We start from the raw sequence: 24349 nt of genomic DNA, 5'->3' as shown, positions 1-24349 counted from the left end.
CGGGAACGTGCTCGATCTCGCGGTCGAACTCGACGGCCTGGCCAGGGTCCACGCCGGCGCGGATGGCCGCGATGGTGCCCGGCAGAGGGGCAACGGGATGGACGGCAGAGGGGCCGGAACGGGTTATCCCTGGTCGAGAACGCCGGCCCTGTGCAGTTCCCCGTGTCCCTGACGGAGCTCTGCCCCTTGCCGGCGTTTCCGGCTGTCAGTTGAAGATGTCCAGGAAGTCCGGCCAGGAGCCTGCGTCGTCGGCAGGGCGGCGGCGCATCGGGAGCGGATCCGGGTAGGTCTCCGCCGCGGCCCGCGCGCGGACGATGTCGGGCCCGCCGCACGCCGCGACCGCGAAAGCCCCGAAAACCTTGGCGAACGCGGCCGGGTCGCGGAACTCCACGCCAAACGCTCGGCCGTCCCGCAGCGGCACCCACACCACCCGGTCGAAACGTGCCCATTCCAGCACCGGCTGATCGTCCGCGGTTGACCGCCCCTCCAGCCACAGCCGCGCCACGTGCAGCAGGTTCACCTCCTCCATCGGCAGCCGCTTGCGCCGTACCCGCAGTTCACGCGCCGTCAGCTCGACGCGCTGGTCCTTTTTCGGGTACCAGACGACGCCGATCCCGAACGGCACCCACAGCAGGATCCCGATCATCGGCCAAACCAGAGCGTCGCCCCACGCCCGGAGCAGCCCGCCGTCCAGCAGGTACAGGGCCCCGAAGACCAGAACCCACTTCGCCGTCATCCGCCAGAATCCGCTGCCCTGCCGGTACAGGACCCGTCGCTTCCCCGTCATCGCCATGCCCGCACGCTATCCGCCGCCGCGCAACTCACCGTAGGCGCCCGTCGCCACCACGGGGGCAGGTGGCGCCACCGACGCCACCCGTCGATACGCCGCGCCCTGGTCCGCCGGCGTGCAGACGTCACCTGCTACAGCGGCGGCCGGCAGGCGTCACACGGCGTCTGGGGTGGTAGGCCACTGAGGCGTTCGATGTTCACGGCGGTGGCGGTGAAGACGTGCTGGGGCGGGGCCTTCGGCTGTCCTCGGTAGCGGCAGTGCCGCATGCCGCGGACGTGGACGTGGACGTGGACGAACTCATTGACGGATGGGAGCGATGAGAAGCGATCCTGCTTCCGCGTGCTCCGGGCCTGCCGCGCGCCCGGAGCCCCCCAACATGGCTCCTGCCCTGACGGCCGGGAGACTCGACAGCGCGAGGCCGTGTGAGCATGACCTCATGGCATCTGGGCGGATCATATTTCTCAACGGCACATCCAGTTCAGGGAAGTCGAGTGTTGCCCGGGTACTGTTGGATATCCTGGATGATGGCATTTTCTTCCACCTGGCAGTCGACAGCTTCAACGCGATGCGCACCAAGCGGGAGCTCGGGTCGGCAGAACTTGACACCGCGCTGCGACAGACCCGGATGGGCTTCCACCGTTCGATCGCGGCCATGGCCGAGGTGGGCAACGACCTCGTCGTTGATCATGTTCTCAGCGAGCCATGGCGGCTGCTCGACTGTCTGACAGTGCTGCGTCCGCAGGATGTGCTGTTCGTCGGCGTCCGGTGCTCGTTGGGCGAAGTGGTCCGGCGTGAGCAAGCGCGGGGCGACCGTCCCGCAGGGCTGGCTGCGCACCAATATGAACTGGTGCACAGCCACGGCGATTACGACCTGGAGTGCGACACCAGCAAGACGAGCGCACGCGAGTGCGCTCAGCAAATCAAGGAATTTCTCCCAAATCGCCCTACTCCCACCGCCTTTACTCGTCTTCACGGACGCTACCTCCCCGACATCGGGGAGACGTATGCGGAGGTGCCGACGAAGAAGTGGGCCCCAGGGGAAGCCGACGAGGCCGAGGACTGACGCGGCTTCCTGCGTCCGGGCTAGGACCGTCGGGCTCCAACGAAGCGAGTTCAGACGGCGACGGGGGCGTTCCACCCGGGCACGGTCGTAGCCGGAATGCCCTCTTCGGCCCACAGCCGCAGCACATTCGGGTTGTCGTCCCACGCGTGAACCGGCCGGTATCTCCGGCGGATCGCCGCGAGGATGCCGCGCTTCACTTCGTAGTCCGGACGCATGTCCCGGGCGGCTCGCATCCACATGGCATCCGAGGGCACGCCGTGAAGGGCGAGCCACATAGCGGTGTGGTGCCGGTACCGGGTACTGCGAGCGGTGACGATGAGCACGGCGGCGCCCCGAGCACGGGCGGCGTGCGCCGCTTCCACCACGTCCTCGTGAGGAGGGCACGAGGCGGAAGCGGTATGGAAAGCGTGGAAGGAACCGGGCCCGTCGAGGAGGTGCCGGATGTTCCGCACATCGCAGAGGGTGCCGTCCATATCGAAGATCACAGCATCGCGCACGGCTTCCTCCTTCGGCTGTTGCCGTCCGCCGACGGGAGCAGCGGAGGGCCGGGACCAGTGTCGCAGGCGCGTCGGGCGGAAGTCGGTAGTCACCCAAGAACAGCCCCGCAAAACGGTTGCTGATCATCTCCACGCGACAGCCGTGGAGATGATCAGCCGGGCGGGCGAGAGCGGCGCCCCCCGGCAGTCGGCCCTGCCGTGGGCACTGACTGGCTCGGTGACCGGCCTGTCCACCGGCAACGTCCATGGACGGCCCCCGTGCCCGCCCTACCAGGGCACGCTGCGATCTCGGGACGGCTTCGTACACCGCAATGAGCAGCGTTTCGATGGCAGTTCGGGCGGCCCGGTCACTGCTGCGGTAGGAGGAGGGAGCTTGTGCATCAGCTCCAGGGGTTCGCCGTCGGCCATGGTCACCACCCGCTGCCCCTGGGACAGCGGCACCCACAGCGATGTCATCGCCAGGTCGAATCCGAGACTCGCGAACAGCGGGCTGCCGTCTCCACCCGCCCCGACCAGACCCCCGCACCATGCGACGTAGTTGGCCGGTGAGCCGTGCTCGACCATGACGCCCTTGGGATCCTCCTGTGGAGCCCGACGGGAACACGATTCAGGCGATGTCCGTGGCGCGGGACGGCTCGCGGTCCGGCGGTGCGGCGCTGTCCGCGAGTGCCGCCAGATCGAGGACGGACCTCGACAGCGGGCAGCGTCCGCCGCACACAGGCTCCGTCGTGTACCAACGCAGTGGGCCGGGCGCCTTCCAGGACCTTCCTGACCCGTTCCTCGGGATGGGCCGGGTCCACGGGCACATACGCGGCGCCCAGCGCCATCACGCGACGGTCCCCGCCACGGTTCGGGCCGGCCTGTCCGCCCAGAGCACCACGCGGTCGCCCGCCCCGACACCCGCTTCGTCCAGCACGGCGGGCACCGCGATGGCCCGGTGCCACAGTTCCCGGTACGTCAGGAGCGTCCCGCCGGATTCCACCGCTACCGCGTCCGGCCGCAGCCGGGCGTGCCCCTGTACCATCGCCACCACTGACTCCGCCACGACCGGGTGGACCCCGCCGGCCAGCCTTGTTGAAGCTGCCCACGTAGCGGAAACCGGGACACTCGAAGCGGCCACGCAAATCGTCAGGGAGAGCCGCCCACACCTGCGGCCGTCGACGAGAGGGATGGCACCGCCCTCCGCGGCGGGCTGCGCACCGACGCCGACAGCGCGACAGCCTCCTCGGCGCGCCTGCGGTACGAGACCATGGCCACGGCACCCACCCGATGACACTGAAGCCCGAAGTACGCCACGACGTTCGAGGTGACACCTCCGACGACGATCGGAACAATGACGATGTAGAACCGTGAACCGGCCGCGCTGACGAGCTTGTACACGTGGGCGAGAAGCCACGCCGCGTCGCGGCCCACCGGCTCGTCCTGAGGGAGAGCACGGAGAGCCACGCACGGCGCTGGCGGCCTGGCCGGCTGCGTCAGTTCACGTAGACCTCGGCACGGTCGACGCTCACGAAGGACGCCCCGGACTGGGAGTTGTGCTCTCCCGTCACCCGGATCCGCAGGGTGTGGTTGCCGTGGGGAAGCCGTGGGCTGACGTACTGCACCGCCTCGCCGACGCGGATCGAGTTGTGGAAGTCCACCCGCTGCTCCGGACCGCCGTCGATGCTGATGGCCGCGTAGCCGTTGCCGGTGTCCTTGACGGAGAGCAGGACGATGCGGGTGCCGGTGAAGGTGAAAGTCGCCGTGGCACCCGCCCGGTCGCTCCAGTGGTCGTCGCCCCAGAAGCACTGCGTGGCACAGCCCGTGCCGGAGTTCCAGGCGCCGGTGTAGGTGACGCCGCCGGGGCCGCTGGAGCGGCCGTCGTCGTTGATCCAGGAGTTACCGGACCCGGGATCGCCGGAGGGCAGGTCCTGGGTGGCCCCCATGGCGAGAGGGCGGCCGAAGTCGGGGCTGCCGTCGGCCCGCCAGGTGAACTTCTGCGCCCGCGTCGTGCGGTTGCTGTAGGTGTTCACCGACGTGGACTTCGCGTGGTAGACGATCCAGTCCTCCGTGCCGTCGGGAGACTGGAAGAAGGCGTGGTGGCCCGGTCCGAATACGCCCCGGTCGTCGGCCCGGGAGAACACCGCGCCCTGGTGCTGACGCCAGTTGCCCGGCACGAGCGGGTCGGCGTCCAGCGGCATCGACATCATCCAGACCTGGTAGTCCGGTTTGCCCGTGTCGCAGGTGGAGTAGGTCATCCAGACCCGCCCGTTGCGGTACAGGAACTCCGGTCCCTCGCGTACCTCGGGGCAGCCGCCGGCGCCGTTGATGGCGACGGCGTTGCCGGAGACGGTGTACGGGTTGGACATCGGGGCGATGTTGAGCCCGTTGTGCTGGTACTGGTTGATGCCGCTGTACGCGAGGTAGAGCCGGCCGCCCAGCTGGAGGATGCCCGCGTCGATGGCGAAGTCGTTCGCGTGGTTGGGCGGGGCGAGTTTCGCCTTGAAGTGGTACGGACCGGCCGGGTCGTCGCCCTCCGACTCCAGGACGTACAGCCGGTGGTGCTCGTCGACGCCGTCGTCGGCCGTGTAGTAGAGGTACCAGCGGTCGCCGAAGCGGTAGAACTCCGGCGCCCAGATGTTGCGGTTGCGGGACGGGTCGGAGTCCGTCCAAACGGTGACCGGGGCGGCGGTCGCCAACGTGCCCAGCGACGGGGAGCGCCACATCCGGATGCTGTTGCCCTGGGTCGTCGTGAGGTAGTAGTTCCCTTTCCAGTGCGTCATAAAGGGGTCGGGGCCGGTGTTGAGGGGGTTGCGAAACATGCCTGCCGCGGCGCCGGCAACCCGCGGCGCGGTATCGGGTACGGGCGGTGCCGCGCCGGCCGGGGCGGTGAACGCGGGCAGTAGGCCAACGACGAGCCCGAGGAGGGCGGCGACGAGCAGGGCGGTGCGCGCGCGGGGAGGTCTGGTGGGGCTGGGAAGCACGGGGGTCCTTTCCACAGCTCTTTACATCGATGTAATAACGGGCCTTTCACGCTAGGGATGCCCCTTCCCCGTGTCAACAGTCGAGAAATGGCGTACGACTTGGCCCCGGCCGAGGGAGAAGGGCGCCGTTGGGGTGCGTACAGCGCCTTCACTCTCCGGGCCCGGAACATGTTCGCCGAACTCGCCGCGACGACCGGGCCGGAGTACTGGGCCGCGGACGGCGTACACCCGACGCCGGCCGGTCACGCCGCACTCGCGGCGGCCTGGCTGCGCCTGGTCGCGTGACCGGGCCTTGCGATCGCCCGCGACCTGCAGACGGCCTTGCCGAGGCGATCGCCGAGCCCCTCCCCCGGACCAAGGCCGTCCGGCGGCAGGCTGTACTCGAACTCCGGGAGACCTGGTCCTCACCGAGGTCGCGGCACTGCTGGACCTGTCCGTCGCCCGCGTCGACCAGCTCGCCAAGGGCAAGTGACCGGGTACGGTCCGCACAAGGAGCCGGGCCCTTTCGAAGCGCATGGCCCCCGCACGGCCTGTCGGAAACAGACCAGGCGTACCGCCGCACGGAGCGGTGCGGCACGGGCGTAACCAGGGTGCCCCCGGCGGCTGTTGGAACTGTGTGACGAGAACCAACAAGCACGCCGAGGACATCTGCCCGCTTCTACCAGTGCCGGGAGTCCTCACCAAGCTCCGTGCCGATCCCGTTTGTGCTATCCAACTCCTGTGCGCCCTACTGGTTCTGACGAACCTCGAAGCCAACCGCTACAGACGATCCACTCCTCGGACAGCCGCTCATGACCAGCGTGAACATCCCGGAAAACCGTCACACCAGCCCTTTGACCTGCGGCTTCAAGTTGGCGGAAGCTCAGTGACCGCAGCCTGGGGCGCGGCGTGTCGGCAGCAGGCCGACCGGGCCGGCCAGGTCAGGGCGTCGTGGCCGTGTTGGTCGTGGCGGGCTCGTCGATGGTGACCGTTCCCGTGGCGCCGTCGATGGTGATCATCTGCCCGGTCCGGATGCGTTCGGTGGCGCCGGGTACGCAGATCACGGCCGGGATGCCGTACTCCCGCGCCACGGTCGGGCCGTGTGCCATCACCGCGCCGGTCTCCGTGACCAGCCCGCCCGCCGTGAGAAACAGCGGCGTCCAGCCCGGGTCGCTCGTCGGCGCGACAAGGATCTCGCCCGGCTCGACGTACGCGTCCGCCGGGTCGCGGACCACTCGGGCGCGGCCGCTGACCCGCCCGGTGGAGGCGCCCGTCCCGGTGAGCGTGCGGCCGTCCGACGTCCGAGCCGGCAGCAGCGTCTCCACGTCGGTTCCGTCGGAGAGCAGAGCGACGGGAACGGCACGGCGCCGCAGCTCCCGCACGTACTCCGACCGACGTCCAACGACGGTCTCGCGCAGGTCCGTCTCATGCGGGTCGTCGTCGCGGTCCACCACGGTGCGCAGCTCGGGCGGCGTCAGGAACTTGACGTCGTCGGCGCGTTCGAGCAGCCCCTTGGCCTGGAGCTCGGCGCCGATGAGAAGGAGGCGTCGGCGGCGGTCGCGCAACGCGTACAGCCCGGCGAACTTCCCCGCCTCACGCAGCCCGGCCAGCTCGCGCGCACGGCGCAGGGCGAAGCCGGCGAGCCGTCCGCGGACGGGCGACGTGCGGCGTGCCCGGCGCACGAGCTCGGCGAGCATCGCCTCCGCTTTGGCCGCGGCACGTTCGAAGCGCCGGTCCGGGGCCTGGTCCGGGTCGGTGCCCCGCAGGTAGTTGGCGAGTATCGCGAAGACCGGGGCCGGGTCCTCCGACCAGCGCGGAACGCCGATGTCGATCTCGGCGGCGGAACGCTGGCCATAGGCGTCGAGGAACGCGGCCAGGCCGAAGTCGGGAAGCTCGCCGGCCAGGTGGGCCGCGGCGAGTTCGTCCGGCGAGGCCCGCAGCAGCAGCTCTCGGTGCGGCGCCGCGTGCTGGGCCACCTGCCAGAGCGCCAGGTCCATCTCGATCGTGACGTTGTGCGGCATGCCGCCGAGCACGGTCCTGATCTCGTCGTCGCTCGCGATGCCTTTGAGGAGTGGCGGCAGCGCCGCGCCGATGAGGAGCCCGGTGACGACCGGCCACGTGATGGCCTGGAGGCCGGTGTCCGGCTGCTCGGCCTCCTCGACCAGGGCCAGCAGCTCGGGGGCCGTTGACGGGTCGACGACCGGCTGTTGCCGGAGATGTTCGATCGTGCCGAACACGCGTGCCCGCGCGGCCGCCGGCCGGGCCAGTGCGCCGAGGATCCCGGCCACGGCCTTCGGCCCCGCTGCCAGCGTGGCCGCCCTGCGCCGACGGGCGCCGTCCACCGGGGCGAACCGCGGGTCGTCCAGGAGATGTTCCACCACGGCCTGCGCCCGCGGCCCGAAGTCGACCGCCATGAGCTTCACCAGCCGCTGCCTCGTCGAGGGGGCGCGCATCACGTCGGTCAGGTCGCCGTACAGCCGTCCGCCGATGTCGACGATGTCGACCGTCATACCGAACGACGCGAGCATGCCGTCCAGCAGTGTCTTCAGCGTCGACATGCCCATCGGTGTCACCGGCTGGAGCATGCCCTGGACATGGCCGAATTCGACGTACAGCCGCGTCCCCGGTTTCCCGCTCGCGGGCGGCGCCGGGAACAGTGTGGTGATCGGCCGGGACTGGAGCAGCCACAACGTGCCGTCGCGGTCGTACGCCCACTCGATGTCCTGCGGTGCGCCGAGTTGGCGCTGGAGCCCCTCACCGACCTCGCGGAGTTCCTTCAACCGGGCCGGGATGAGGCAGCCCCGTTCCTCGGGGTCCGTACTGTCCAGCACGTAGTGGTCGGCCTCGACCGCGCCGTCGACAACGGCCGTACCCAGTCCTGGGGCGGCGTCCACGACGGACTCGCTCCGCGAACCGGTGAGCGGGTTGGCGGTGAACAGCACGCCGGCGACCTCGGCGTCGACCATGCGCTGGACTACGACCGCCATCCGTACGGTGTCGTGCGCGATGCCGGCTGCCTCGCGATAGGCCCTCGTGCGATCGGTGTGCAGCGAGTCCCAGCAGGCGCGGATCGCCGTGAGCAGCTCGTCGTCCCCCTCTACCGCGAGGAAGGTGTCCTGCTGGCCGGCGAAGCTCGCGTCCGGCAGGTCCTCGGCGGTCGCGCTCGAACGGACCGCGACCGGTCCGCCGCCGAGCCGCCAGTACGCGGCGAGGACCTCGGCCCGGGACATCTCGCCGCGGCTGTACACCTCGGTCGTGACGCAGAAGCCGTCCGGCACACGTTCGCCCAGCCGGATCAGCGCGGCGAGGCCGTCGGCCTTCCCGCCCACCAGCTCCCGCTGTCCCGAGTTGATCGCTGAAAGATCTAGCACGTCCATCGCGCATCTCCTTTTCAATACAGTCGCAATGTATCCCGGAGCCAATACAGACGCAATGTAAAGTGGGGGCATGCCCCGCAAGATCGACCACCGCGAGCGCCGGGAGCTGCTCGCCGACGCACTGATGCGGCTCGCAGCCGCGCGCGGCCTGGAAGGGGTGAGCCTGCGGCACGTGGCCACGGAGGCCGGGGTCTCGACCGGGATGGTGCAGCACTACTTCGGCACCAAGGACGAGATGATGACGTTCGCCCTCGACATGGTCATGGACCGGATCCGTGAACGGTCACAGGACGAGCTCGCGCCGGCGTCGCCGCGCGAACTCGTCCGCGGCTTGCTGTTGCAGGTGCTGCCGCTCGACGAGACGCGCCGGCTGGAGAACCACGTCGTACTCGCGTTCCATGCCTACGCCGCGGTGAAGCCGTCGATCGCGTCCGGGCTGCGCGAGGCCGCAGCGGAGACGCGAACGTTCCTCGCCGACCAGCTCCGGGCCGCCGGTCCGACGGACGGCGTGGACCCCGAACGCGCCGCGGCCGGGCTGCTCGCGCTCGTCGACGGGCTGGGCTTGCAGGTCCTGTCGCACCAGTACGCCAAGGAGGACGCCGTCACGGTGCTCGACGCCCAACTCACGTTGCTCCTCGGCAAACAGCAGAGCTAGTGCCGCATCAGGCGATGTCTGCCTTGGCGAGGCACGAGTGACGATCTTGATGGCTTCGGCGCCGCCGTGCACCACTGCACCTTCGAGGAGGTGAGACCGATCAACGCTGTGACAGGTCGGGGCTCCCTCCTCTGCATGGTCCAGGGAGCGCCCGCACAAGGCACTTCCGCGTGGATCACCGTGCCGGTGCAGTTCATAGTCCAGTGGGACGACCAGACGGTGCCGCGGGACCAGTGCCTGGCTTTGTTCGACGCCCTGGCCTCGGCTGAGAAGACGCTGCACGCCAACCCTGGCAAGCACGGAGATGTGCCATCGTTCGAAGTGGACAGCTCGCTGCGGTTCTTCGCCCGGCATCTGAGCTGACACGAGTTCCACAGTGCCAGGGGCGCCGGCCGGGTCTCGTTCCCGGCCGGCGTGCTCGGTCCCAACTGTTCGGCATGGCCGAGCGGGTGAGGGTGCGCGACACCGATAACGACGAGGGCGCCCGTCTGTCGCGGATCGTTCGGCGCGGCACCGGGTCGGTGGTGACCTGGAGGCGGGCCCAGACGGTGCTACTGTCCGGACAGGGCATGCCGGTGGCAAAGATCGCCGAGGAGACGTTCACCAGCGCGGACCGGGTCCGGGATGTCATCCACAACTTCAACGCCGACGGCTTCGAGGCGCTGCACCCGAAATACAAGGGCGGCCGTCCGAGGACCTTCACCCTGCCCGAGCGCCGGGAGATCAAGAAGATCGCCAAGTCCAGGCCGTCGAACACGGCCTTCCATTCTCGACCTGGAGCTTGGTCAAGCTGACCGACTTCCTGGTCGCCGAGGGGGTGGTCGACAACATCAGCCACGACGGCCTTCGGGTCCTGCTCCACGACAGGGACCCCGACCGCGACCCCAGGCCCCACCCACGCTCCTTCTCCCGCCCCCCAATCGCCGGTCGGTCCAAGAACTCGCGCAGACAGGCGCGAAGATCACCCCTGACACTCCGGCCCATCCGCTGGGCTGCCACCGCCCGCGGATCAGCGACCGGATCATCTTCGACAATCTGCTCCAACTCCTGCGGTTCGGCTGCTCCTACGAGGCCATAGCCGACACCACGTGCCCGACCGCCACGATCCGAAGCCGTTCTTAGCCCGGTTGCTTGATGCTCTCGATGATTCGGGCGAAGCCTTCCTCCCCATGGCCTGCATCAATCTGGCGTTGGATGAGCCGCTGGACCATGGTGACCACCTCGGTGCTGATGCCCTGGTCGGAACTGGCGGCCAGGAGGTCACTGAGGTTGGAGAACTGGAGGCTCTGCTGCCCTTCGACGGTGTAGTCCCCGCCGTCGATGACTGCGGCGAATCCTTGGAAGGCGCCGGTCATGGCGGTCAGCCAAGGGGTGGCCTTGGCAGCGAACTCGCCCGCCGTCACGCCGGCCGGCGCAACCATGGCGGCGCCGTGCATGAATCCGGCGAACATGACGTACATGCCCGCGAGTAGGGCGAGATCGTACAGGGACGCCAGCCCGGCATCCTCACCGAAGTAGGTACTGGTTCCCCATAGGTCGAGCAGCGGCCTGTACTGATGGAAGACATCGGCCGATCCGCTGTAGAGGATCGATGCCCCAGGCCGGCCGATCATGTGCGGTACGGCCATGATGCCGCCGTCCAGATACGCGACCCCGGCATGGGCGGCCCAGTCGGCCAACTCTCGTGACTGAGCAGGTGACGTCGTGGTCACGTTGACCAGGGTTCGTCCGGCCAGCTCATCGGAGAGCGGAACGAGCACCTCATGGACCGACGCGTGGTCCAGCAGGCATGCGATCACCAATCGGCCGGCCCGGACCGCGTCTCCGGCCGTGTCGACGGCCTTGGCACCCTGCGCAACGAGGTCGTCCGCCTTCCCCGGCGAGCGGTTCCAGCATGTGGTCGCGTATCCGGCCCTCACCAGGGCGCCCGCGAGAGCGCTTCCCATCGCCCCCAGCCCGAGAACACTCACCTGGACGCTGTTGTCAGTTGTCATTCTTGGCGCTCCCCCTCGTGTTTGTCCTTCGGCTCGATCCTCTCCGCAGCCAGTAGAGTTGACCAGTACGGACAAATTAGTCGGGTACTCACCCGTGAGTAAGTACCTCTAGGGGGGCGGATGGCGACTTCAGCGCGGCGGGGGCCCTATTTCTGTGGCATCGACGCGGCGATGGACGTAGTCGCCGGCAAGTGGAAGTCGCTCATCCTCTGGGAGCTGCACCACCACGGGACCCGCCGGTTCGCCGAGCTCCGACGTGGCCTGCCTGGTGTCAGCGAGAAGATGCTGATTCAACATCTGAGGGAGATGGAAGAAGACGGGCTCGTGCATCGTGAGGTGTACCGCGAGGTGCCGCCGAAGGTCGAGTACTCCTTGACGGAGCACGGCGTCTCGCTCAACACGGCCCTGGCCTCCCTGGGAAAATGGGGTACCGAACGCATGCGGCGGATTGGGGCCGAAAAGGTCTCCGGCGACGTTGCCGCGACAGCTCCGTGATAGAAGCGGATGGGCCGGATCGTAGACACAGGCCTGCCGGTCGTCACAGAGCGTCGCAACTCCATGATCACCAGATCCTGTGCCTGCTCTACTGGCAGGGGTGATCTTCGCGCCTGTCTGCGCGAGTTCCAAGCCACCTGTTCGCCGCCTACGACCTGGGAAAGGACCAGCTCTACGGCCGCATCAAGCCAAGGAGGAACCGGACGAGGTTCCTGGAGTTCTGCCGTAACCTGCTCAGCCTCTACCCGTCCGAGACCCACATCGCGATCGTGCTCGACAGCTTCTCCCCACACCTGACCACGAAGAAGGACACCCGGGTCGGCGACTGGGACACGGCCACCGTTCCGCATTCCCGTTCGCCCGAAGCCGGTAGGGACGGGTGCGCTTGCGTGAAATTCCCTGCTCCGCAAGGGAGTTGCGCCCTAGATATGACTTGCAGCTGGCGCCGCTGTCGATAAGGACGCGCTGAACGGTGGTCCCGCAGGAGGTGAAGCAGACGTGGGCGCGACGACGGCGATGGCCAGGGCGGTCAGCGCGGTGACGGTCGCGGTGTCCGGGGAGGTGAGGGGCTGGCCGCGGTGGGCCTGCCAGGTGAGGATGCCGGTCAGGGCGAGGGCGGCGGTCGCGGCGATCCAGACCAGGGCGGTGCGGTGGCGGGTGCCGAGCATGCGGGGGCCGAGGGTGAGGAGCAGGCACAGCAGGCACAGCAGGCCCAGTGCCTGGAGGGAGTGGACGCCGACGAAGTGCGGGACGCGCCAGTCCCCGCCGGTGGTGCTGAAGTTGGTGACGGGCATCCCGGGGCCGCCGTCGGGCGGGCCCACGCTGTGCGCGCCGATGATCGGCATGCGGTGTCCCAGGTCGGCTGCGGCCGCCTGCGCGGGCGTGGACTGGACCATGAGGTAGGCGACGACCATGCTCGCGATGGTCACGACCGGCCCCAGACGCAGGGCCCAGGCCAGCGCGGGCGGCTCGACCCGCTCACGCAGCAGCAGTACCACGGTCACCGCGCCCATCAGGATCAGCACCAGCGATGCCGCCGGCATGACCACGATCCTCGTGCCGGTGGTCACGGTGCTGAATTCGCTGCGGGTCACGCTGTCCCCGGTTGACCGGTTCCGGAGGATCATCCCGGACACCGCAGGCCGGAAGGGATCCCGGCTCGCTCGTGCAAGCGCCCCGGCTCCGCAGCCAGCGGTGTGCCCGGCGTCGGTTCGGGCAGCATTAACTTCCGCGATCCCGCCTCGGGCCTGACCCTGTACTGCTCGAACGGAAAATGGGGCCGCACCTGCTACGACCGCCACCCCACGGACTTGACCGAGAAGCAGCGCGCGGCCTTCGTATGACGTCTGTACCAGCTCCGACCAGGGCGGGTTCCGGGCGGAGAATCACCCGGGACGCTGGGATCGCAGGGACACGCGGCCGGCCGTGATCGATCCGGGGGCCTCCCGCTTCCTCGAAACGTCTGTGACCACCGTCCGGTGTGTGGGCATCCAGCGGCGCACACCTGCTGGACACGACAGCGCGCAAGGGATGAAACGCCCGATTCCTCAGCGGGTCGATCGCCTCAACGGCGAACCCCCGCGCCAGAATGACCGCACTATTCCTCACCGGCCCGGGCCCCTGGATCATCCCCCCTGTCCCGGCGTCGCATCAGACCGGAGAACACGATGCGGACTCGTCACCGCGGGAGGTGGACCCTTGCCGGGGCTCTCCTCGCTGCCCTCGCCTTGATCTCGGGCTGTGACCAGTCCGGTGCGACGCGGCCGATGAGGGGCCCGGCTCACTCGTCGTCCTCCGTGTCCCCCGCCGTCATGGCTTCGCCGTCGCCCCCGCTGACATCGGCCCGGCCGACCGGCGCGCTCCGCAACCCCGCCGAAGTGGTGAGCCGGAACGGCTTCCTGCGCACGCGCATCGTGGTGAAACGCGAAAAGGTGAACCTCGCCGGCAAACAGCTGTGGGCCCTGACCTACAACGGTCAGTACATGCCGCCGACCCTGCGCATCAAGTCGGGCGACCACGTGCGGCTGGAGATGGTGAACAAGATCGACGAGATGACGAATCTGCATGTTCACGGCCTGCACGTCTCGCCCAGCGGACATTCCGACAACGTGTTCGTCAAGATCGGCCCCGGGGAGACCTACCACTACTCGTACCGGTTTCCGCCCGATCTCGCGCCGGGAACGTACTGGTACCACCCGCATCCGCACATGCTGTCCGCTCCCCAGACCGCCGGCGGAATGTCCGGGATCATCATCGTCGACGGCCTGAAGAAGTATCTGCCGAAGTCCTTGCGGAACATCACCGAGCGAGTCGTCGCCCTCAAGGACTTCCAGCGCGTAGACGACCAGATCAAGACCGCGGATCTGAGCATCGGGGCGCCCACGACTCGTGTGGTCAACGGACAGCTCAACCCCGCCATCCATATTCGGCCGGGCGAGACCCAGCTCTGGCGGATCGCCAACATCGGCGCCAACATCTACTACAAAGTGGCGTTGCCGGGCCACAGATTCCGGGTGATCGCGCGGGACGGGAGCCCTGTCACCAAGACCTACGCCGTCGACTCGATCGTCCTTCCGGCCGCCTCCCGCTACGACGTACTGGTGGAGGGCGGTCCGTCCGGCACCACCGAGCTGAAGACGCTCCCGTACAACACGGGCCCGGCCGGCAACCAGTTCCCCGGGGTAACTCTCGCCACGGTCATCTCGCAGGGGAAGGCCATGACTCCGGCGACGCCACCCACCGCCTTCGCCCCGGCCCGGAACCTCGCCGATGCCAAGATCGCCGCCCGTAGGACCATCACGTACACGGAGAACGCGGCCGGTACGGAGTTCTTCATCAACGGCAAGCAGTTCGATCCGAACCGTACTGACTTCACAGGGCAGTTGAACACCGTCCAGGAGTGGACGGTCCAGAACAACAGCGACGAAGCACACTCGTTCCATGTGCATACGAACGACTTCCAGGTGATGAGCAAGAACGGCGTGCCCCAGGCGTTCTACGGTTACCAGGACACGGTGGACGTGGCACCCCGCGGAAACATCGTCGTCCGCACCAGCTTCGATGACTACACCGGTAAGACGGTCCTGCACTGCCACATCCTCAATCACGAGGACAAGGGCATGATGTCCGTCCTGGAAATCGTCGACGGCCCCGACGCGCCCGGGACCGGGAAGGGGCCGGGCGCATCCGGCCCACGGAAGGGCTGAACTGCCCGACGCCGTACATCTCCCGCTCAGGGAGCCCCGGCGGTCCATGACACATGTCGGCACGGGCAGGCTCCTTTTATCAGCGGGCGAATTGCGGCTTGCCATGCGACCCGGACGGCGTCACGGCCGTCATGCCGGCCCACGGACACACGAACGCCCGCCCCGGATCGGGGCGGGCGCTGTTACGCGGGCACACTCAGCACATCTTGTAGTCGGCCTTCGTCGAGTTGTACGAGCAGGTGTCGGCCTTGCTGCCGGACGCCTTCTTCAGCGTGGCGGTGTCCTTGTCGTTGTTCCACACGTAGGCACCACGGTTCTGGTAGCGGTTCGCCGTCGTGTCCTTGCCCTTACCGGTGCGCACGGTCACCGTCTTTCCCTTGCCGAGGCTGTACGTACCGAAGGTGTACTTGTGGTTCGACGCGTCGGTCAGCGTCCAGCCCTTCAAACTCACGGCCTTCGACGTGGTGTTCCTGATCTGCACGTACTCCGCCGTCAGGCTCGAGTTGGAGCGGGTGTCCGTGCCCGGCGAGTCGTAGTAGATCTTGTAAAGGTGAACCGAGCCGGTAGCGGCCTGCGCCTGGACAGGCAACAGGACCGAGCCGGCGAAAGCCGCCGCGACGGCAGCAGCGGCAAGCGTGCGGGTACGACGCATGAATGTCCCCATGATCAGGCCGGGCACCCCCCAATGGCAGCCCGGCAGACCCACAGAATAAAGACATCCCGGCAGTCCCGGACGCGAATCATAGTATTGACGCCACTTGTGACGGCGGGCTGCCGGACGGCGTCAGCCCTTCCACCGGTGGTCGGTGAACTCGGCCCCGCTGTCGGCGCACACCGGACGCCCGCCTGGCGGCGCTCCGAAGGCGGGTGTCGGCCTGAGCCTCTACCGGGTCGCCCGCGAACCGCAGTTGCTCCTCGCGGTATGGACCGACGCCTGTCCCGCCTGCCACCGTTACCTACCAGCACGAGCAGGCCAACTGACCAAGCCCTACTAGTCCTTGTCCGTCCACCAGTAGCTCTTGATACCGGTCGTCTTCACGTCGCCGATGTCCGCGCACCAGGTGACGCGCTTGCCTTGGTCGGTGGCGCCCATGGTGGTTGTGGCGCAGGCGCGGATCACCCGGTTCGTGATCGAGCCCTTGCGGTAGTGGGCAAACCACTTGGAGTAGACCTTCTTGCCGGCCTTGTCAGCGGTGACGTGACCGCAGTTCTTCCAGTTCTTGCCCTTGTCGTGGCTGATGTCCACCCACGCGCGGTCGCCCTTGCGTACCTTTCCGCTGAGGAGTGCCGCGGAGTTGTCGGGGCTGAGCGCCGTCCCTACCGAGAGGATCAGGACGCGGCCGTACCTCTTGGTCTCACCGTTGTTGTACTTGGTGTCGCCCTTGCCCTTGTGACTCCTCATGGCCGGTTTGTCCAGCTTGTTGTACGTGCAGCTGCCTCCCTGCGCCATGGTGTCGGTCTCCGCGCCGGTGGCCGCTTCCGCTCCCCCGGGCATCCAGGCGGCCGACGTGGTGGCCAGCACGGTGGCCATGGCCGTGGCCATCAGGACACGTTGGACTCGTGACATGTGGTTCGTCCCCGTTCTGTTTGTCGTTCGTACCGGACGCGCCCTCTGGCGGGCCCCTCCGCCCCGGTGTCCGGAGGCGGTCTGTGCCGGTGGGTCGACGCACACGGCGTGCCGCGCCCCTGTGAACCACCGGGGTGCGGATCGGTGTGACGCCGACGCGTCGTGCCGGCGAGATCAACTGTGCTGTTCCGGCCCGGCCGAGGGCCAGTCATCTCGCGTTCCAAACCGGCGTGGGACGCGCGCCGCCCCGTTGACCTGATGCCTTGCAGACGGTTTGGGACGGGCGTGGAATGCTGGGACGGGAGTCGGAAGAAGGCGTCACGGGGGTAGAGCGTTTGGACGGGACGCGGGGAGCCCAGGAGTTGGCCGCCGTTCTGGCAGGGCTGAAGGAGCGTAGTGGCCTCAGCTACCAGGAGCTGGGGCGGCGGGTCTTCACCAGCAGTTCCACCCTTCACCGGTACTGCAACGGCACGGGTACGCCGGCGGACTACGGCCTCATCGTCCGTATCGCCAAGGAGTGCGGAGCCGACGCGGACGAACTCAACAAGCTCTTGCGATCCTGGAGGGCCGCGACGGGCCAGGGGCAAGATCCCGGTCCGGCGTCTGCCGCGGTGGATCCCGGCCCGTCTCCCATCGTCACCACCGACTTCGCCGCGGCGCCCGTCAGCGCCGCCTGCGATCGTCCGGCGACGAGACGGCGTCCCCTGCACATGAGGTTCGGCCTCGCCGCAGTCATGGCACTCGTCGTTCTCTGCACCGCCGTCGCAAGCGCCCCGTACGAGGCCGCGACGACGGCCGTACCGGCACCGCTCGGGTCGACGAGCTGGGCGCAGACACCGAGGCCCGTCGATCCGGAGCTGTTCGGTGTGACGATGAACAGCTCCAGCGGGGCCATGCCCTCCTTCCGGACCGGTGCGTTGAGGCTGTGGGACAGCGAGACCCGCTGGGCCCAAGTGGAACCCGCACGCGGGGAGTACGACTGGTCCACGCTCGACCGGCTCCTCGACGGCGCCGAACTGCAGGGCCTGCCCACGTTGTTCGTCTTCGGCGCTACGCCCGGCTGGGCTGCCCCGGACGCCCGGAAGGCCGCGTATCCGGACGGTTCCCGAGCGGCGCCGCCGGACGATCTCGACGACTGGGACGCCTTCGTGCGGGCTCTCGTACAGCATGCGGGTGCCCGTATCGATGCGTACGAACTGTGGGTCATGGCGAACCATGAGCACCACTACAACGGCAGCGTCGCCACACTCGTCGAGATGACCAGGCGGGCGAGCCGCATCATCCGGGAGATGGACGGGGACGCGACCGTGGTGTGCCCCTCGATCACCGGGTTATGGGCGGCCGGCGCACACGCGTACCTGCTGAGGTTCGCCGAGTTGGGCGGCTACCAGTACTGCGACGCGGCGGGGATCAAGCTGTACCAGCGCCGGATCACCGACCCACCGGAGACCATGCTCGAGGCAGTGCGGAATGTCGATCGGACGTTCCAGCGGGCGGGGTACCACCTGCCGCTGTGGAACACCGGCACCACGCAGACCCTGCCGCTGAACGATCCGCTGGAGGAGGACATGGCGGCCGACCACGCGGTCCGCTTCTACCTGACGGGCCTGTACGCTCGCAACCGCGATCTGGAGCGCATGTACTTCTACGCGTGGGGCAACGGCAAGATCCCCCTTGTCCTCCAGGCCGAGGGCCAGCCACCCACCAAAGCCGGCCTGTTCGTCTCCCGCCTCCACCAGTGGTTGGCCCATGCAGAGCTCCGCTCCTGCGGCCACGGCCTCCGGATCGCCCTGCCCGAGAACGTCTGGCAGTGCGAATTCCTCATCCCTGATGAACACGGCGTCCTCCGCACGGCCCGCATCCGCTGGACCCACGCAGGCACAGCCGACACCCGCGTCGGCGCCGGAGCCCGGAGCGTCGAGTACCTGGACAGCACCGCGCGCGAGGTCGACCACCGGGACACGGTGCGCATCACGGAACGGCCGATACTGATCCGGTACAGCGGAGCGGTCATTTGAGGCTGCTACTCGCCGACGGTCTTCGGCTCGCACATCCGACGGGCGGCCTCGACGACTGCAGAGCGGTGCAGAGCCGGCCGCCGCGCCGACCAGGACTGGCTGACCTCCTCGGGGTCGATGCCCGTCGCGGCCCAGAACCACGCCTGGGCTGCGGCGAGAACCATGGTCAGAAGATCGGCAGCCTCCATCTCCTCGGCGACCTCGCCACGCTGCTGCGCGTCGGCCACTTCGGTGGCTTTGCGTCGGAAGGCGTCCGGTTCGCGTCCGGTGGCGGAGGGGCGCTCCAGCAGTTTCCACAGACGCGGGCGCATCAGGTCCGGCCGGGCGACGAGGGGGTCGAAGACCGCACCCGCGTATCCGGGCAGGTCCTCGACGTCGAACGGCACCGACTCGGTGCCCGCCGTCATTGCCCGTTGCAGGACGGCGTCGAACAACTGCTCCTTGTTGCCGAAGTAAACGTAGATCAGCCGCTTGTTCGCCCCCGCCTCGGGCGACCTCGCGCTGCCGCCGCAGAAGACTGTGGCGCAGGGCGCCGCGACCTCGGTGCTGTTGGCCGCATCGCCGACGGTGGAGGGCGTCACCGGCCGCTACTTCGAGGACTGTGCGCAGTCCGAGCAGGTCGCCGGACGAGCCGGCGCTGTCACCGGCGTCGCGCCGTATGCCCTCGATCGGGAGAACCCGGCCCGGCTGTGGGACCAGTCCGAGACTCTCGTCCGTTAGCTCCGTCGGCGTTCCCGGAAATCGGATGGCGATTCCGGGGAATCGGAACGCCACCTGTCCGTCCGGGAGCCGGTCATGTGCTCGGTACGGCTCACGCTCGTGCCGGCCTTCCTCGCAGGACCGAGGTCGACCGGGAGCAGTTGCGCGCAGTCGAGAAAGATCCGCGCAGAGACCTGCGATGCGTTGTTCACACGCGGAAGTCCCGCCGTCACCGATGGCGGGACTTCCGCGTTGTGTGCCGTCAGGGGTGTGCTTGTGCCCGGAGCGATTCCCGTTGCCGCCAGGCGCCGGGCGGCTCGCCGTGGTGGCGCCGGAAGGCCGCCGCGAACGCGTAGGGCGAGCTGTAGCCGACGGTGCGCGCGATGGTCGTCGTGCCGAGTTCGCCGGTGCGCAGGTGGTCGCGGGCGAGAGCCATCCGCCAGTCGGTCAGGTACTGCATGGGAGTCTGGCCGAGGGCGTCGCGGAAGGTCCGCGCGAAGGCCGCCCGGGACATGCCGCTGATCGCGGCGAGTTCGGGGACCGACCAGGGATGGCCGGCGTTCTCGTGCATGGCTTGTAGCGCGGCGTTCAGCCGGGGGTCCGCGGATGCCTGGTACCAGCGGGGCGCGGTCGGGCTGCGGCGGAAGTCGTTGCGGATGGCGAGTACCAGGAGAACGTCGAGGAGCCGGTCCAGCACGGTGGGCCGGCCGGGCTCGGGGTTGGCCAGCTCGTGGGAGAGCAGCGTGATCACGTCCCGCAGCGGATCGCCGACCGCCGCCGACAAGGTCAGCACCTGGGGCAGTGCCTCCAGCAGTCCGCTGCCGATGTCGCCCGAGAACTGGTAGGCGCCACAGAGGAAGACCGTCGCCCGCGGGTCCTCGGAACTCCCGTCACAGGCGTGCCGGGCCCGGAAGTCCTCCGGTTCGAGGCACTCGGCGCCCGGCTCGTGCCCGATGTGGTGATCGGGGCCGCCGCGAACGAGCGTCACCTCCCCCGGCACGAGTTCCACCGCGTTGCCGGGGTCGTCGAGCCACAGCCATCCCCTGCCCCGGACGACGGTGTGCACGGCCAGTTGGATCGAGCCGGCCAGCCGCAGCCCCCACGGCGGCTCGGCCACCGTCCGGGCGAAGACGGCGCCGGAGGCGCGTGCCCGCGCGAGGTGATCGTGCAGTATGTCCACGAGATGAGTATCAGTGAGACAACCACATTGGACAAGGATGCGAGCGTTTGACGTAAAGGAATGAGTCATACGCGCATTGATTCGCTCGTGGCACGCTCTCATGATTGACCCATGACTGGATCACCACAGACCACACTCGTCCTCGGCGGCACCGGACGGACCGGCTCGCTCGTGGCAAGGAATCTCGCCGAGCGGGGACTGGGCGCCCGTACCGCGGCGCGCCACGGCGGCGACGTACTGTTCGACTGGGACGACCCGGCCACCCACCCCGGTGCCCTCGACGGCGTCGACCGGCTCTACCTCGTCACGCCCGTCCTGCGGGTCTCCTACGCCGACCAGGTGGCCGCCTTCCTCGACCTCGCCGAAGTCACAGGGGTGCGCCACGTCACCTACCTCAGCACCTACGGCGGCGACCAGGCGCCACCGGAAGTCGACATCAGGGCCGTCGAGGCAGACCTCGCCGCCCGAGGGACCCTCACGCACTCCATCCTGCGCCCCGCATGGGTGATGCAGAACTTCAGCGACGCACACCTGCCGGTCGTCGACGGAGTGATCACGGTACCGACCGGCGACGGCGCGGAAGCCTTCGTCGACGCGGCCGACATCGCCGCGGTCGCGGTCGAGACGCTGATCGCACCCGAGGCCCACTCCGGCGCGCGGTACGCACCCACCGGCCCGCAGGCCCTCACGGTCGCCGAAGTCGCCGACGCCATCGCCGCCGTGAGCGGCCGGCCCGTCAGGCACCACGACATCGACCCCGGCGCGTGGATCGGCGGTGCGGTCGCGGCCGGCCTCGTCCCCGCCGACTACGCGGTGATGCTCCGCTGGCTGACCGGCAGCATCATCTCCGGCCACGGCTCCACGCCCAACGACGACGTCGAGAAGGTCACCGGCCGACCGCCGGCCGCCTTCCCCGACTTCGCCCGGCGCAGCGTCCACGCCTGGACCTCTCCGGCGGTGGGGTGACGATGTCCATCGACAACATCACCGACTTCGCCGCGCTGGACCCGTTCTTCCAGATCGTCCGGGAGGGGCTGGCGGGCCTCGTCGACGGTGAGCATTTCTTCGACCTCCTGGCCGAGGACGTGGTGTTCGAGTACGTCATCTCTGTACCCGGCTACCCGCGCCGGGCTCAGGGACGCCGCGCGGTCGCCGACCTGTACCGCGGCTACGGCGATGTCATGGTTCTGCACAGCGCGGACGGGCTCGCCGTCCACCGGGATCCCCAGACGTCCGTGGTCGTGCTGGAGTACGCGGTGCACGGGCGGGCGGTCCACACCGGGCGTGCCTACGACAACCACTTCGTCTCCGTGATCACCGTCAAGGACCGCAGGGTGACGCACTGGCGGGACTACCTGGACCCCATCGCCGTCTTCCGCGCCGTCGGGTGGCCGCCGAATGATCGCTAGGGGAGGAAGAGTTCGAGCCTGCCGACAAGCCTGTGGAGCTTCCCGCTCAACCGAACGGAAGCGCCGATCGAGGCCGCGGCAGGACACCGGTGATCGTCGAGTACGTCGCGAAGAAACCGGCCGCGCGGACACAACTGCATGCCAGGACCAGCACATCCGTCCGGGATCTCGACGTGGTGGACAGCGAGGCGCTCGTCCTGCGGCCGAAGGAAGCGGCCGGGCCGCCGGCGGCTCGGTCTCGTTCCGGGCCGACGTCACCGACCGGAATGGTGACGCCTTCTCCCAGACGATCATCGACGCCTACCGTACGAAGTGATCCGCCACGCCCGCACGGCAGGCCCTACGCGGCCGTGCGGGCGTCGGCTCCTGGAACGGCGGCGCACCCGGATCAGGGGCGTGGGGAGCGAGATCGGCGGAGGCGCATGGCCTGCCAGAGTTCGGCGGCACCTCGGCTGCTGTCGGGCCGTGCGTCGTGCCGGCCGGGGCAGCAGGCGTCGTGGGCGATCTTGGCGGTGCCGTAGTCACGGTGGTGCCGACCGGGCCAGGCGATGCCGCCGGCCAGGTGGTAGACCTCGTCCTCGGTGAAGTACCGGGCCGGGAAGTCGCCGGGGACGAGCGCGATCCAGACCTTTCCACCCTCCGGTTCGCCGGTGGTTCCGTCGACGCGGGTGGGGTCGGGGCCGGCATGGGACCGGTAGATGTTCGTACCGTCGAAGTCGAGCGTGCGGTGGCGGTGTGTGGCCAGGCCGCACGCCGGGCACGGCACGGTGAGCCGTCGGCCCCACGAGGGAATCGCGTCTCCCGCGCCGGAGCGCGGCACAGATGATGGATCCGAAGGCCTGTCGGGCTGGGGATGGACGCCCACTCTTCGCCTCCTCTTCTCTGTGGTGACAGATCTGTTAAATCGGCCGGTCGCCGAAGCGTCGCCGCACTAGCTTCTCAGGATGCGACGCGTGGACAAGCAAGACGTCGACAGGGCCGTGGCCGAGATGGTGCGGGTGCTCGAGCCGTACGACGCGCAGGACTGGGCGGTGCCGGCCGGCTCGCTGGAGTGGAGTTGCTGGGCGACTGCCGCCCACGTCGCGCATGACCTGTTGGCTTACGCCGGGCAGGTGGCGGCCCGCCCCAGCGATGCCTACTTGCCGTTCGACCTGGTCGTCCACCCGGGCGGCTCCCCGCGCGAAGTGCTCCAGGTGGTCACTGCCTGCGGAGGACTGCTCAGCAGTGCCTTGGCCACGGCCGGCCCGGAGACGCGTGCCTGGCACTGGGGGGCGTGCGATCCGGCCGGGTTCGCGGCGATGGGCGTCGCCGAGGTTCTTCTGCACACCTTTGACATCACCCAGGGGCTGGGGGTGTCGTGGTTGCCCCCGGCGCCGTTGTGCGAGGTGGTGCTCAGTCGTCTCTTCCCTGATGCCCCACCGGGTGACCCTGCCCAGGTCCTTCTCTGGTGCACCGGCCGGGGCGAGCTCGACGGCCGTGCCCGCCGCACGTCGTGGGTATGGGAGGCGGCGGTGTCGAACTGATCGGGATCCCATGAACAGGCCGAACCGGATCGCGTCCGACGCCGACATCGATGCGCGGGTTGGGCGTCACGGTGCGTGGTCGCGTCCGTCCCGTGGGGCGAAGGTTTCGAAGGCGTCCGCGTCGGTCGCGCGAGCGTGCAGGAAGTACTCGGCCCACTCGGCGATTTCGGGGTAGGACGAATCCCGGCCGACCTGGGTCACGGCGGCCTCGATGTCGAAGTTCGTGGTTCGCAGTTCGACCCCCGGACCCACGATCGCCCAGTGCGCTCCGGTTCTCCCGTAAGGCATGCCGACACTGCCGGGGTTGATCACCAGTCGGCCGCGCGCGAGACGGACGAACGGCATGTGGGTGTGGCCACAGACGACGGTACGGATGTCGGTACCGAGTCCGCTGAAGACTTCCTTCCAGCGGTCGGGTCGGGAGTCGACCAGGACGACCTCCTCATCGTCACGGGGAGTGGCATGGCAGAACAGCACCTTCCCCAGGCCGCACACGGACAGAGAGAGCGATCGTGGCAACGAGGCCAGAAGGTCGAGATGGTCCTCGCGGAGCTGCTCGGCCGCCCAAGGGGCGATCGGATCGGGGATCGTGTCGCGTTGCCCACGGCGGTATTCGAGGAGTTCACGGTCAGCGTTGCCGCTGATCCAGACGGCGCGGTCGCCGAGATCGGTCAACAGGTCGAGCACCTGGGTCGGTTGCGGGCCGGCGGTGATATCGCCGGTGAGTACGATGCGATCGGCGGCAACGACGTCTGGTTCGGCGAGCACGGCCTCCAAGGCTGGTAGGACTCCGTGGATGTCGGACAGAACGGCTACTCGGTTCAGCATGGTTCCACTGTGGGGGGGTGTCTCTATGTCCTTCGTCAAGGACGTGGTGCCTGGTGTGCGGGTGTTTGGGATGGTCATGCGGCGAGGGTGACGGTGGGGTTTCTGG

The 24349-nt window shown here is 68.7% G+C and carries 25 protein-coding genes and 4 pseudogenes; 14 read left to right on the top strand and 15 right to left on the bottom strand.

Going from position 1 to position 24349, the window contains the following annotated elements:
• Window positions 1-205 precede the first annotated feature (205 nt).
• Window positions 206-793, bottom strand: coding sequence for a hypothetical protein (locus tag ACIQD6_RS35880; protein ID WP_401891176.1), 588 nt, complete (start codon window positions 791-793; stop codon window positions 206-208).
• A gap of 433 nt (window positions 794-1226) precedes the next feature.
• Between ACIQD6_RS35880 and ACIQD6_RS35875 the strand changes: the two genes are divergently transcribed.
• A complete protein-coding gene (locus ACIQD6_RS35875) occupies window positions 1227-1853 on the top strand; it encodes a chloramphenicol phosphotransferase CPT family protein (RefSeq protein WP_401891173.1) in 627 nt (208 codons plus the stop codon).
• A gap of 50 nt (window positions 1854-1903) precedes the next feature.
• On the opposite strand, the gene ACIQD6_RS35870 is transcribed toward ACIQD6_RS35875, so the two are convergent.
• The 5 genes from ACIQD6_RS35870 to ACIQD6_RS35850 form a co-directional block, all read right to left on the bottom strand.
• Window positions 1904-2350, bottom strand: coding sequence for a hypothetical protein (locus ACIQD6_RS35870; protein ID WP_401891170.1), 447 nt, complete (start codon window positions 2348-2350; stop codon window positions 1904-1906).
• A 267-nt stretch (window positions 2351-2617) separates the two neighbouring features.
• On the bottom strand, window positions 2618-2914 hold the full coding sequence (locus tag ACIQD6_RS35865) for a hypothetical protein (protein ID WP_401891167.1): 297 nt from the start codon (window positions 2912-2914) through the stop codon (window positions 2618-2620).
• 262 nt (window positions 2915-3176) lie between these two features.
• Window positions 3177-3374 carry an AMP-binding protein gene (locus ACIQD6_RS35860; protein WP_401891206.1) on the bottom strand — a complete coding sequence of 66 codons (198 nt, stop codon included), beginning with the start codon at window positions 3372-3374 and terminating at the stop codon, window positions 3177-3179.
• A 104-nt stretch (window positions 3375-3478) separates the two neighbouring features.
• Window positions 3479-3763: a hypothetical protein gene (locus ACIQD6_RS35855; RefSeq protein ID WP_401891165.1), complete on the bottom strand. Its 285-nt coding sequence runs from the start codon at window positions 3761-3763 to the stop codon at window positions 3479-3481.
• Window positions 3764-3825: 62 nt separating this feature from the next.
• Window positions 3826-5313, bottom strand: coding sequence for a glycoside hydrolase family 43 protein (locus ACIQD6_RS35850; protein WP_401891163.1), 1488 nt, complete (start codon window positions 5311-5313; stop codon window positions 3826-3828).
• Between the two features lie 87 nt (window positions 5314-5400).
• Here ACIQD6_RS35850 and ACIQD6_RS35845 point away from each other — a divergent pair, with 87 nt between their 5' ends.
• Entirely contained in the window at window positions 5401-5598 is a 198-nt protein-coding gene (locus ACIQD6_RS35845; RefSeq protein ID WP_401891161.1) for a hypothetical protein, read from the top strand.
• A gap of 635 nt (window positions 5599-6233) precedes the next feature.
• On the opposite strand, the gene ACIQD6_RS35840 is transcribed toward ACIQD6_RS35845, so the two are convergent.
• Window positions 6234-8669 carry a PEP/pyruvate-binding domain-containing protein gene (locus ACIQD6_RS35840; protein WP_401891158.1) on the bottom strand — a complete coding sequence of 812 codons (2436 nt, stop codon included), beginning with the start codon at window positions 8667-8669 and terminating at the stop codon, window positions 6234-6236.
• Between the two features lie 70 nt (window positions 8670-8739).
• Here ACIQD6_RS35840 and ACIQD6_RS35835 point away from each other — a divergent pair, with 70 nt between their 5' ends.
• The 4 genes and pseudogenes from ACIQD6_RS35835 to ACIQD6_RS35820 form a co-directional block, all read left to right on the top strand.
• The gene (locus ACIQD6_RS35835) at window positions 8740-9324 is read left to right on the top strand and encodes a TetR/AcrR family transcriptional regulator (protein WP_401891155.1); all 585 of its coding nucleotides are present in this window, start codon (window positions 8740-8742) and stop codon (window positions 9322-9324) included.
• An 87-nt stretch (window positions 9325-9411) separates the two neighbouring features.
• Window positions 9412-9687: pseudogene (locus ACIQD6_RS35830) on the top strand (alpha/beta hydrolase); the annotation flags it as partial.
• Window positions 9688-9761: 74 nt separating this feature from the next.
• Window positions 9762-10189 (top strand): annotated as a pseudogene (locus tag ACIQD6_RS35825) (helix-turn-helix domain-containing protein); the annotation flags it as partial.
• Window positions 10190-10284: 95 nt separating this feature from the next.
• Window positions 10285-10440, top strand: a pseudogene (locus tag ACIQD6_RS35820) (IS5/IS1182 family transposase); the annotation flags it as partial.
• A 2-nt stretch (window positions 10441-10442) separates the two neighbouring features.
• Here ACIQD6_RS35820 and ACIQD6_RS35815 read toward each other — a convergent pair.
• Window positions 10443-11318: an NAD(P)-dependent oxidoreductase gene (locus tag ACIQD6_RS35815; RefSeq protein WP_401891153.1), complete on the bottom strand. Its 876-nt coding sequence runs from the start codon at window positions 11316-11318 to the stop codon at window positions 10443-10445.
• 120 nt (window positions 11319-11438) lie between these two features.
• Between ACIQD6_RS35815 and ACIQD6_RS35810 the strand changes: the two genes are divergently transcribed.
• Together ACIQD6_RS35810 and ACIQD6_RS35805 are read left to right on the top strand one after the other, a co-directional pair.
• The gene (locus tag ACIQD6_RS35810; protein WP_401891150.1) at window positions 11439-11813 is read left to right on the top strand and encodes a winged helix-turn-helix transcriptional regulator; all 375 of its coding nucleotides are present in this window, start codon (window positions 11439-11441) and stop codon (window positions 11811-11813) included.
• Between the two features lie 134 nt (window positions 11814-11947).
• A pseudogene (locus ACIQD6_RS35805) lies at window positions 11948-12151 on the top strand (IS630 family transposase); the annotation flags it as partial.
• Window positions 12152-12235: 84 nt separating this feature from the next.
• Here the strand turns inward: ACIQD6_RS35805 and ACIQD6_RS35800 are convergent.
• Entirely contained in the window at window positions 12236-12907 is a 672-nt protein-coding gene (locus ACIQD6_RS35800) for a hypothetical protein (RefSeq protein WP_401891147.1), read from the bottom strand.
• Window positions 12908-13624: 717 nt separating this feature from the next.
• Here ACIQD6_RS35800 and ACIQD6_RS35795 point away from each other — a divergent pair.
• On the top strand, window positions 13625-15019 hold the full coding sequence (locus tag ACIQD6_RS35795; protein WP_401891145.1) for a multicopper oxidase family protein: 1395 nt from the start codon (window positions 13625-13627) through the stop codon (window positions 15017-15019).
• Between the two features lie 196 nt (window positions 15020-15215).
• On the opposite strand, the gene ACIQD6_RS35790 is transcribed toward ACIQD6_RS35795, so the two are convergent.
• Together ACIQD6_RS35790 and ACIQD6_RS35785 are read right to left on the bottom strand one after the other, a co-directional pair.
• Window positions 15216-15671 (bottom strand): lamin tail domain-containing protein, encoded by a 456-nt coding sequence (locus tag ACIQD6_RS35790; RefSeq protein WP_401891143.1) that lies wholly within the window; start codon window positions 15669-15671, stop codon window positions 15216-15218.
• 339 nt (window positions 15672-16010) lie between these two features.
• Complete coding sequence (locus tag ACIQD6_RS35785; protein ID WP_401891141.1) at window positions 16011-16586, bottom strand: hypothetical protein; 576 nt, start codon at window positions 16584-16586, stop codon at window positions 16011-16013.
• A gap of 362 nt (window positions 16587-16948) precedes the next feature.
• Here ACIQD6_RS35785 and ACIQD6_RS35780 point away from each other — a divergent pair, with 362 nt between their 5' ends.
• Window positions 16949-18604: a helix-turn-helix domain-containing protein gene (locus tag ACIQD6_RS35780; RefSeq protein ID WP_401891139.1), complete on the top strand. Its 1656-nt coding sequence runs from the start codon at window positions 16949-16951 to the stop codon at window positions 18602-18604.
• A 5-nt stretch (window positions 18605-18609) separates the two neighbouring features.
• Here ACIQD6_RS35780 and ACIQD6_RS35775 read toward each other — a convergent pair whose 3' ends face one another.
• Window positions 18610-19038: a TetR/AcrR family transcriptional regulator gene (locus ACIQD6_RS35775; RefSeq protein WP_401891203.1), complete on the bottom strand. Its 429-nt coding sequence runs from the start codon at window positions 19036-19038 to the stop codon at window positions 18610-18612.
• 37 nt (window positions 19039-19075) lie between these two features.
• Here ACIQD6_RS35775 and ACIQD6_RS35770 point away from each other — a divergent pair, with 37 nt between their 5' ends.
• Entirely contained in the window at window positions 19076-19324 is a 249-nt protein-coding gene (locus ACIQD6_RS35770; protein ID WP_401891209.1) for a hypothetical protein, read from the top strand.
• Window positions 19325-19565: 241 nt separating this feature from the next.
• Here ACIQD6_RS35770 and ACIQD6_RS35765 read toward each other — a convergent pair whose 3' ends face one another.
• Window positions 19566-20483: a cupin domain-containing protein gene (locus ACIQD6_RS35765; RefSeq protein ID WP_401891136.1), complete on the bottom strand. Its 918-nt coding sequence runs from the start codon at window positions 20481-20483 to the stop codon at window positions 19566-19568.
• 111 nt (window positions 20484-20594) lie between these two features.
• Between ACIQD6_RS35765 and ACIQD6_RS35760 the strand changes: the two genes are divergently transcribed.
• Window positions 20595-21449: an NmrA family protein gene (locus ACIQD6_RS35760; RefSeq protein ID WP_401891133.1), complete on the top strand. Its 855-nt coding sequence runs from the start codon at window positions 20595-20597 to the stop codon at window positions 21447-21449.
• 2 nt (window positions 21450-21451) lie between these two features.
• Window positions 21452-21892, top strand: a complete 441-nt coding sequence (locus ACIQD6_RS35755; RefSeq protein WP_401891130.1) for a nuclear transport factor 2 family protein — start codon at window positions 21452-21454, stop codon at window positions 21890-21892.
• A 388-nt stretch (window positions 21893-22280) separates the two neighbouring features.
• Here the strand turns inward: ACIQD6_RS35755 and ACIQD6_RS35750 are convergent, their stop codons facing one another.
• Window positions 22281-22712: a DUF6083 domain-containing protein gene (locus ACIQD6_RS35750; protein WP_401891127.1), complete on the bottom strand. Its 432-nt coding sequence runs from the start codon at window positions 22710-22712 to the stop codon at window positions 22281-22283.
• A gap of 124 nt (window positions 22713-22836) precedes the next feature.
• On the opposite strand from ACIQD6_RS35750, the gene ACIQD6_RS35745 reads away from it, so the two are divergent.
• Entirely contained in the window at window positions 22837-23415 is a 579-nt protein-coding gene (locus ACIQD6_RS35745; protein WP_401891124.1) for a maleylpyruvate isomerase N-terminal domain-containing protein, read from the top strand.
• Window positions 23416-23481: 66 nt separating this feature from the next.
• On the opposite strand, the gene ACIQD6_RS35740 is transcribed toward ACIQD6_RS35745, so the two are convergent.
• Window positions 23482-24243, bottom strand: coding sequence for a metallophosphoesterase family protein (locus ACIQD6_RS35740; RefSeq protein WP_401891122.1), 762 nt, complete (start codon window positions 24241-24243; stop codon window positions 23482-23484).
• Between the last annotated feature and the right edge of the window lie 106 nt (window positions 24244-24349).

Origin of the sequence: Streptomyces sp. NPDC088400 (genome assembly GCF_044753355.1) — a bacterium.
Taxonomy (GTDB): Bacteria; Actinomycetota; Actinomycetes; order Streptomycetales; family Streptomycetaceae; genus Streptomyces.
Note: the sequence above shows the minus strand (reverse complement) of the source record. Positions and strands in the feature narration are given on the sequence as shown.

Bases quoted from the DNA above. Each gene is read 5' to 3' on its own strand.
- ACIQD6_RS35835 (WP_401891155.1), top strand. From the start codon at position 8,740: ATGCCCCGCAAGATCGACCACCGCGAGCGCCGGGAGCTGCTCGCCGAC.
- ACIQD6_RS35845 (WP_401891161.1), top strand. From the start codon at position 5,401: ATGGCGTACGACTTGGCCCCGGCCGAGGGAGAAGGGCGCCGTTGGGGT.
- ACIQD6_RS35840 (WP_401891158.1), bottom strand. From the start codon at position 8,669: ATGGACGTGCTAGATCTTTCAGCGATCAACTCGGGACAGCGGGAGCTG.
- ACIQD6_RS35760 (WP_401891133.1), top strand. From the start codon at position 20,595: ATGACTGGATCACCACAGACCACACTCGTCCTCGGCGGCACCGGACGG.
- ACIQD6_RS35875 (WP_401891173.1), top strand. From the start codon at position 1,227: ATGGCATCTGGGCGGATCATATTTCTCAACGGCACATCCAGTTCAGGG.
- ACIQD6_RS35815 (WP_401891153.1), bottom strand. From the start codon at position 11,318: ATGACAACTGACAACAGCGTCCAGGTGAGTGTTCTCGGGCTGGGGGCG.
- ACIQD6_RS35790 (WP_401891143.1), bottom strand. From the start codon at position 15,671: ATGCGTCGTACCCGCACGCTTGCCGCTGCTGCCGTCGCGGCGGCTTTC.
- ACIQD6_RS35785 (WP_401891141.1), bottom strand. From the start codon at position 16,586: ATGTCACGAGTCCAACGTGTCCTGATGGCCACGGCCATGGCCACCGTG.
- ACIQD6_RS35740 (WP_401891122.1), bottom strand. From the start codon at position 24,243: ATGCTGAACCGAGTAGCCGTTCTGTCCGACATCCACGGAGTCCTACCA.
- ACIQD6_RS35865 (WP_401891167.1), bottom strand. From the start codon at position 2,914: ATGGTCGAGCACGGCTCACCGGCCAACTACGTCGCATGGTGCGGGGGT.
- ACIQD6_RS35795 (WP_401891145.1), top strand. From the start codon at position 13,625: ATGGCTTCGCCGTCGCCCCCGCTGACATCGGCCCGGCCGACCGGCGCG.
- ACIQD6_RS35755 (WP_401891130.1), top strand. From the start codon at position 21,452: ATGTCCATCGACAACATCACCGACTTCGCCGCGCTGGACCCGTTCTTC.
- ACIQD6_RS35860 (WP_401891206.1), bottom strand. From the start codon at position 3,374: ATGGTACAGGGGCACGCCCGGCTGCGGCCGGACGCGGTAGCGGTGGAA.
- ACIQD6_RS35810 (WP_401891150.1), top strand. From the start codon at position 11,439: ATGGCGACTTCAGCGCGGCGGGGGCCCTATTTCTGTGGCATCGACGCG.
- ACIQD6_RS35880 (WP_401891176.1), bottom strand. From the start codon at position 793: ATGGCGATGACGGGGAAGCGACGGGTCCTGTACCGGCAGGGCAGCGGA.
- ACIQD6_RS35745 (WP_401891124.1), top strand. From the start codon at position 22,837: ATGCGACGCGTGGACAAGCAAGACGTCGACAGGGCCGTGGCCGAGATG.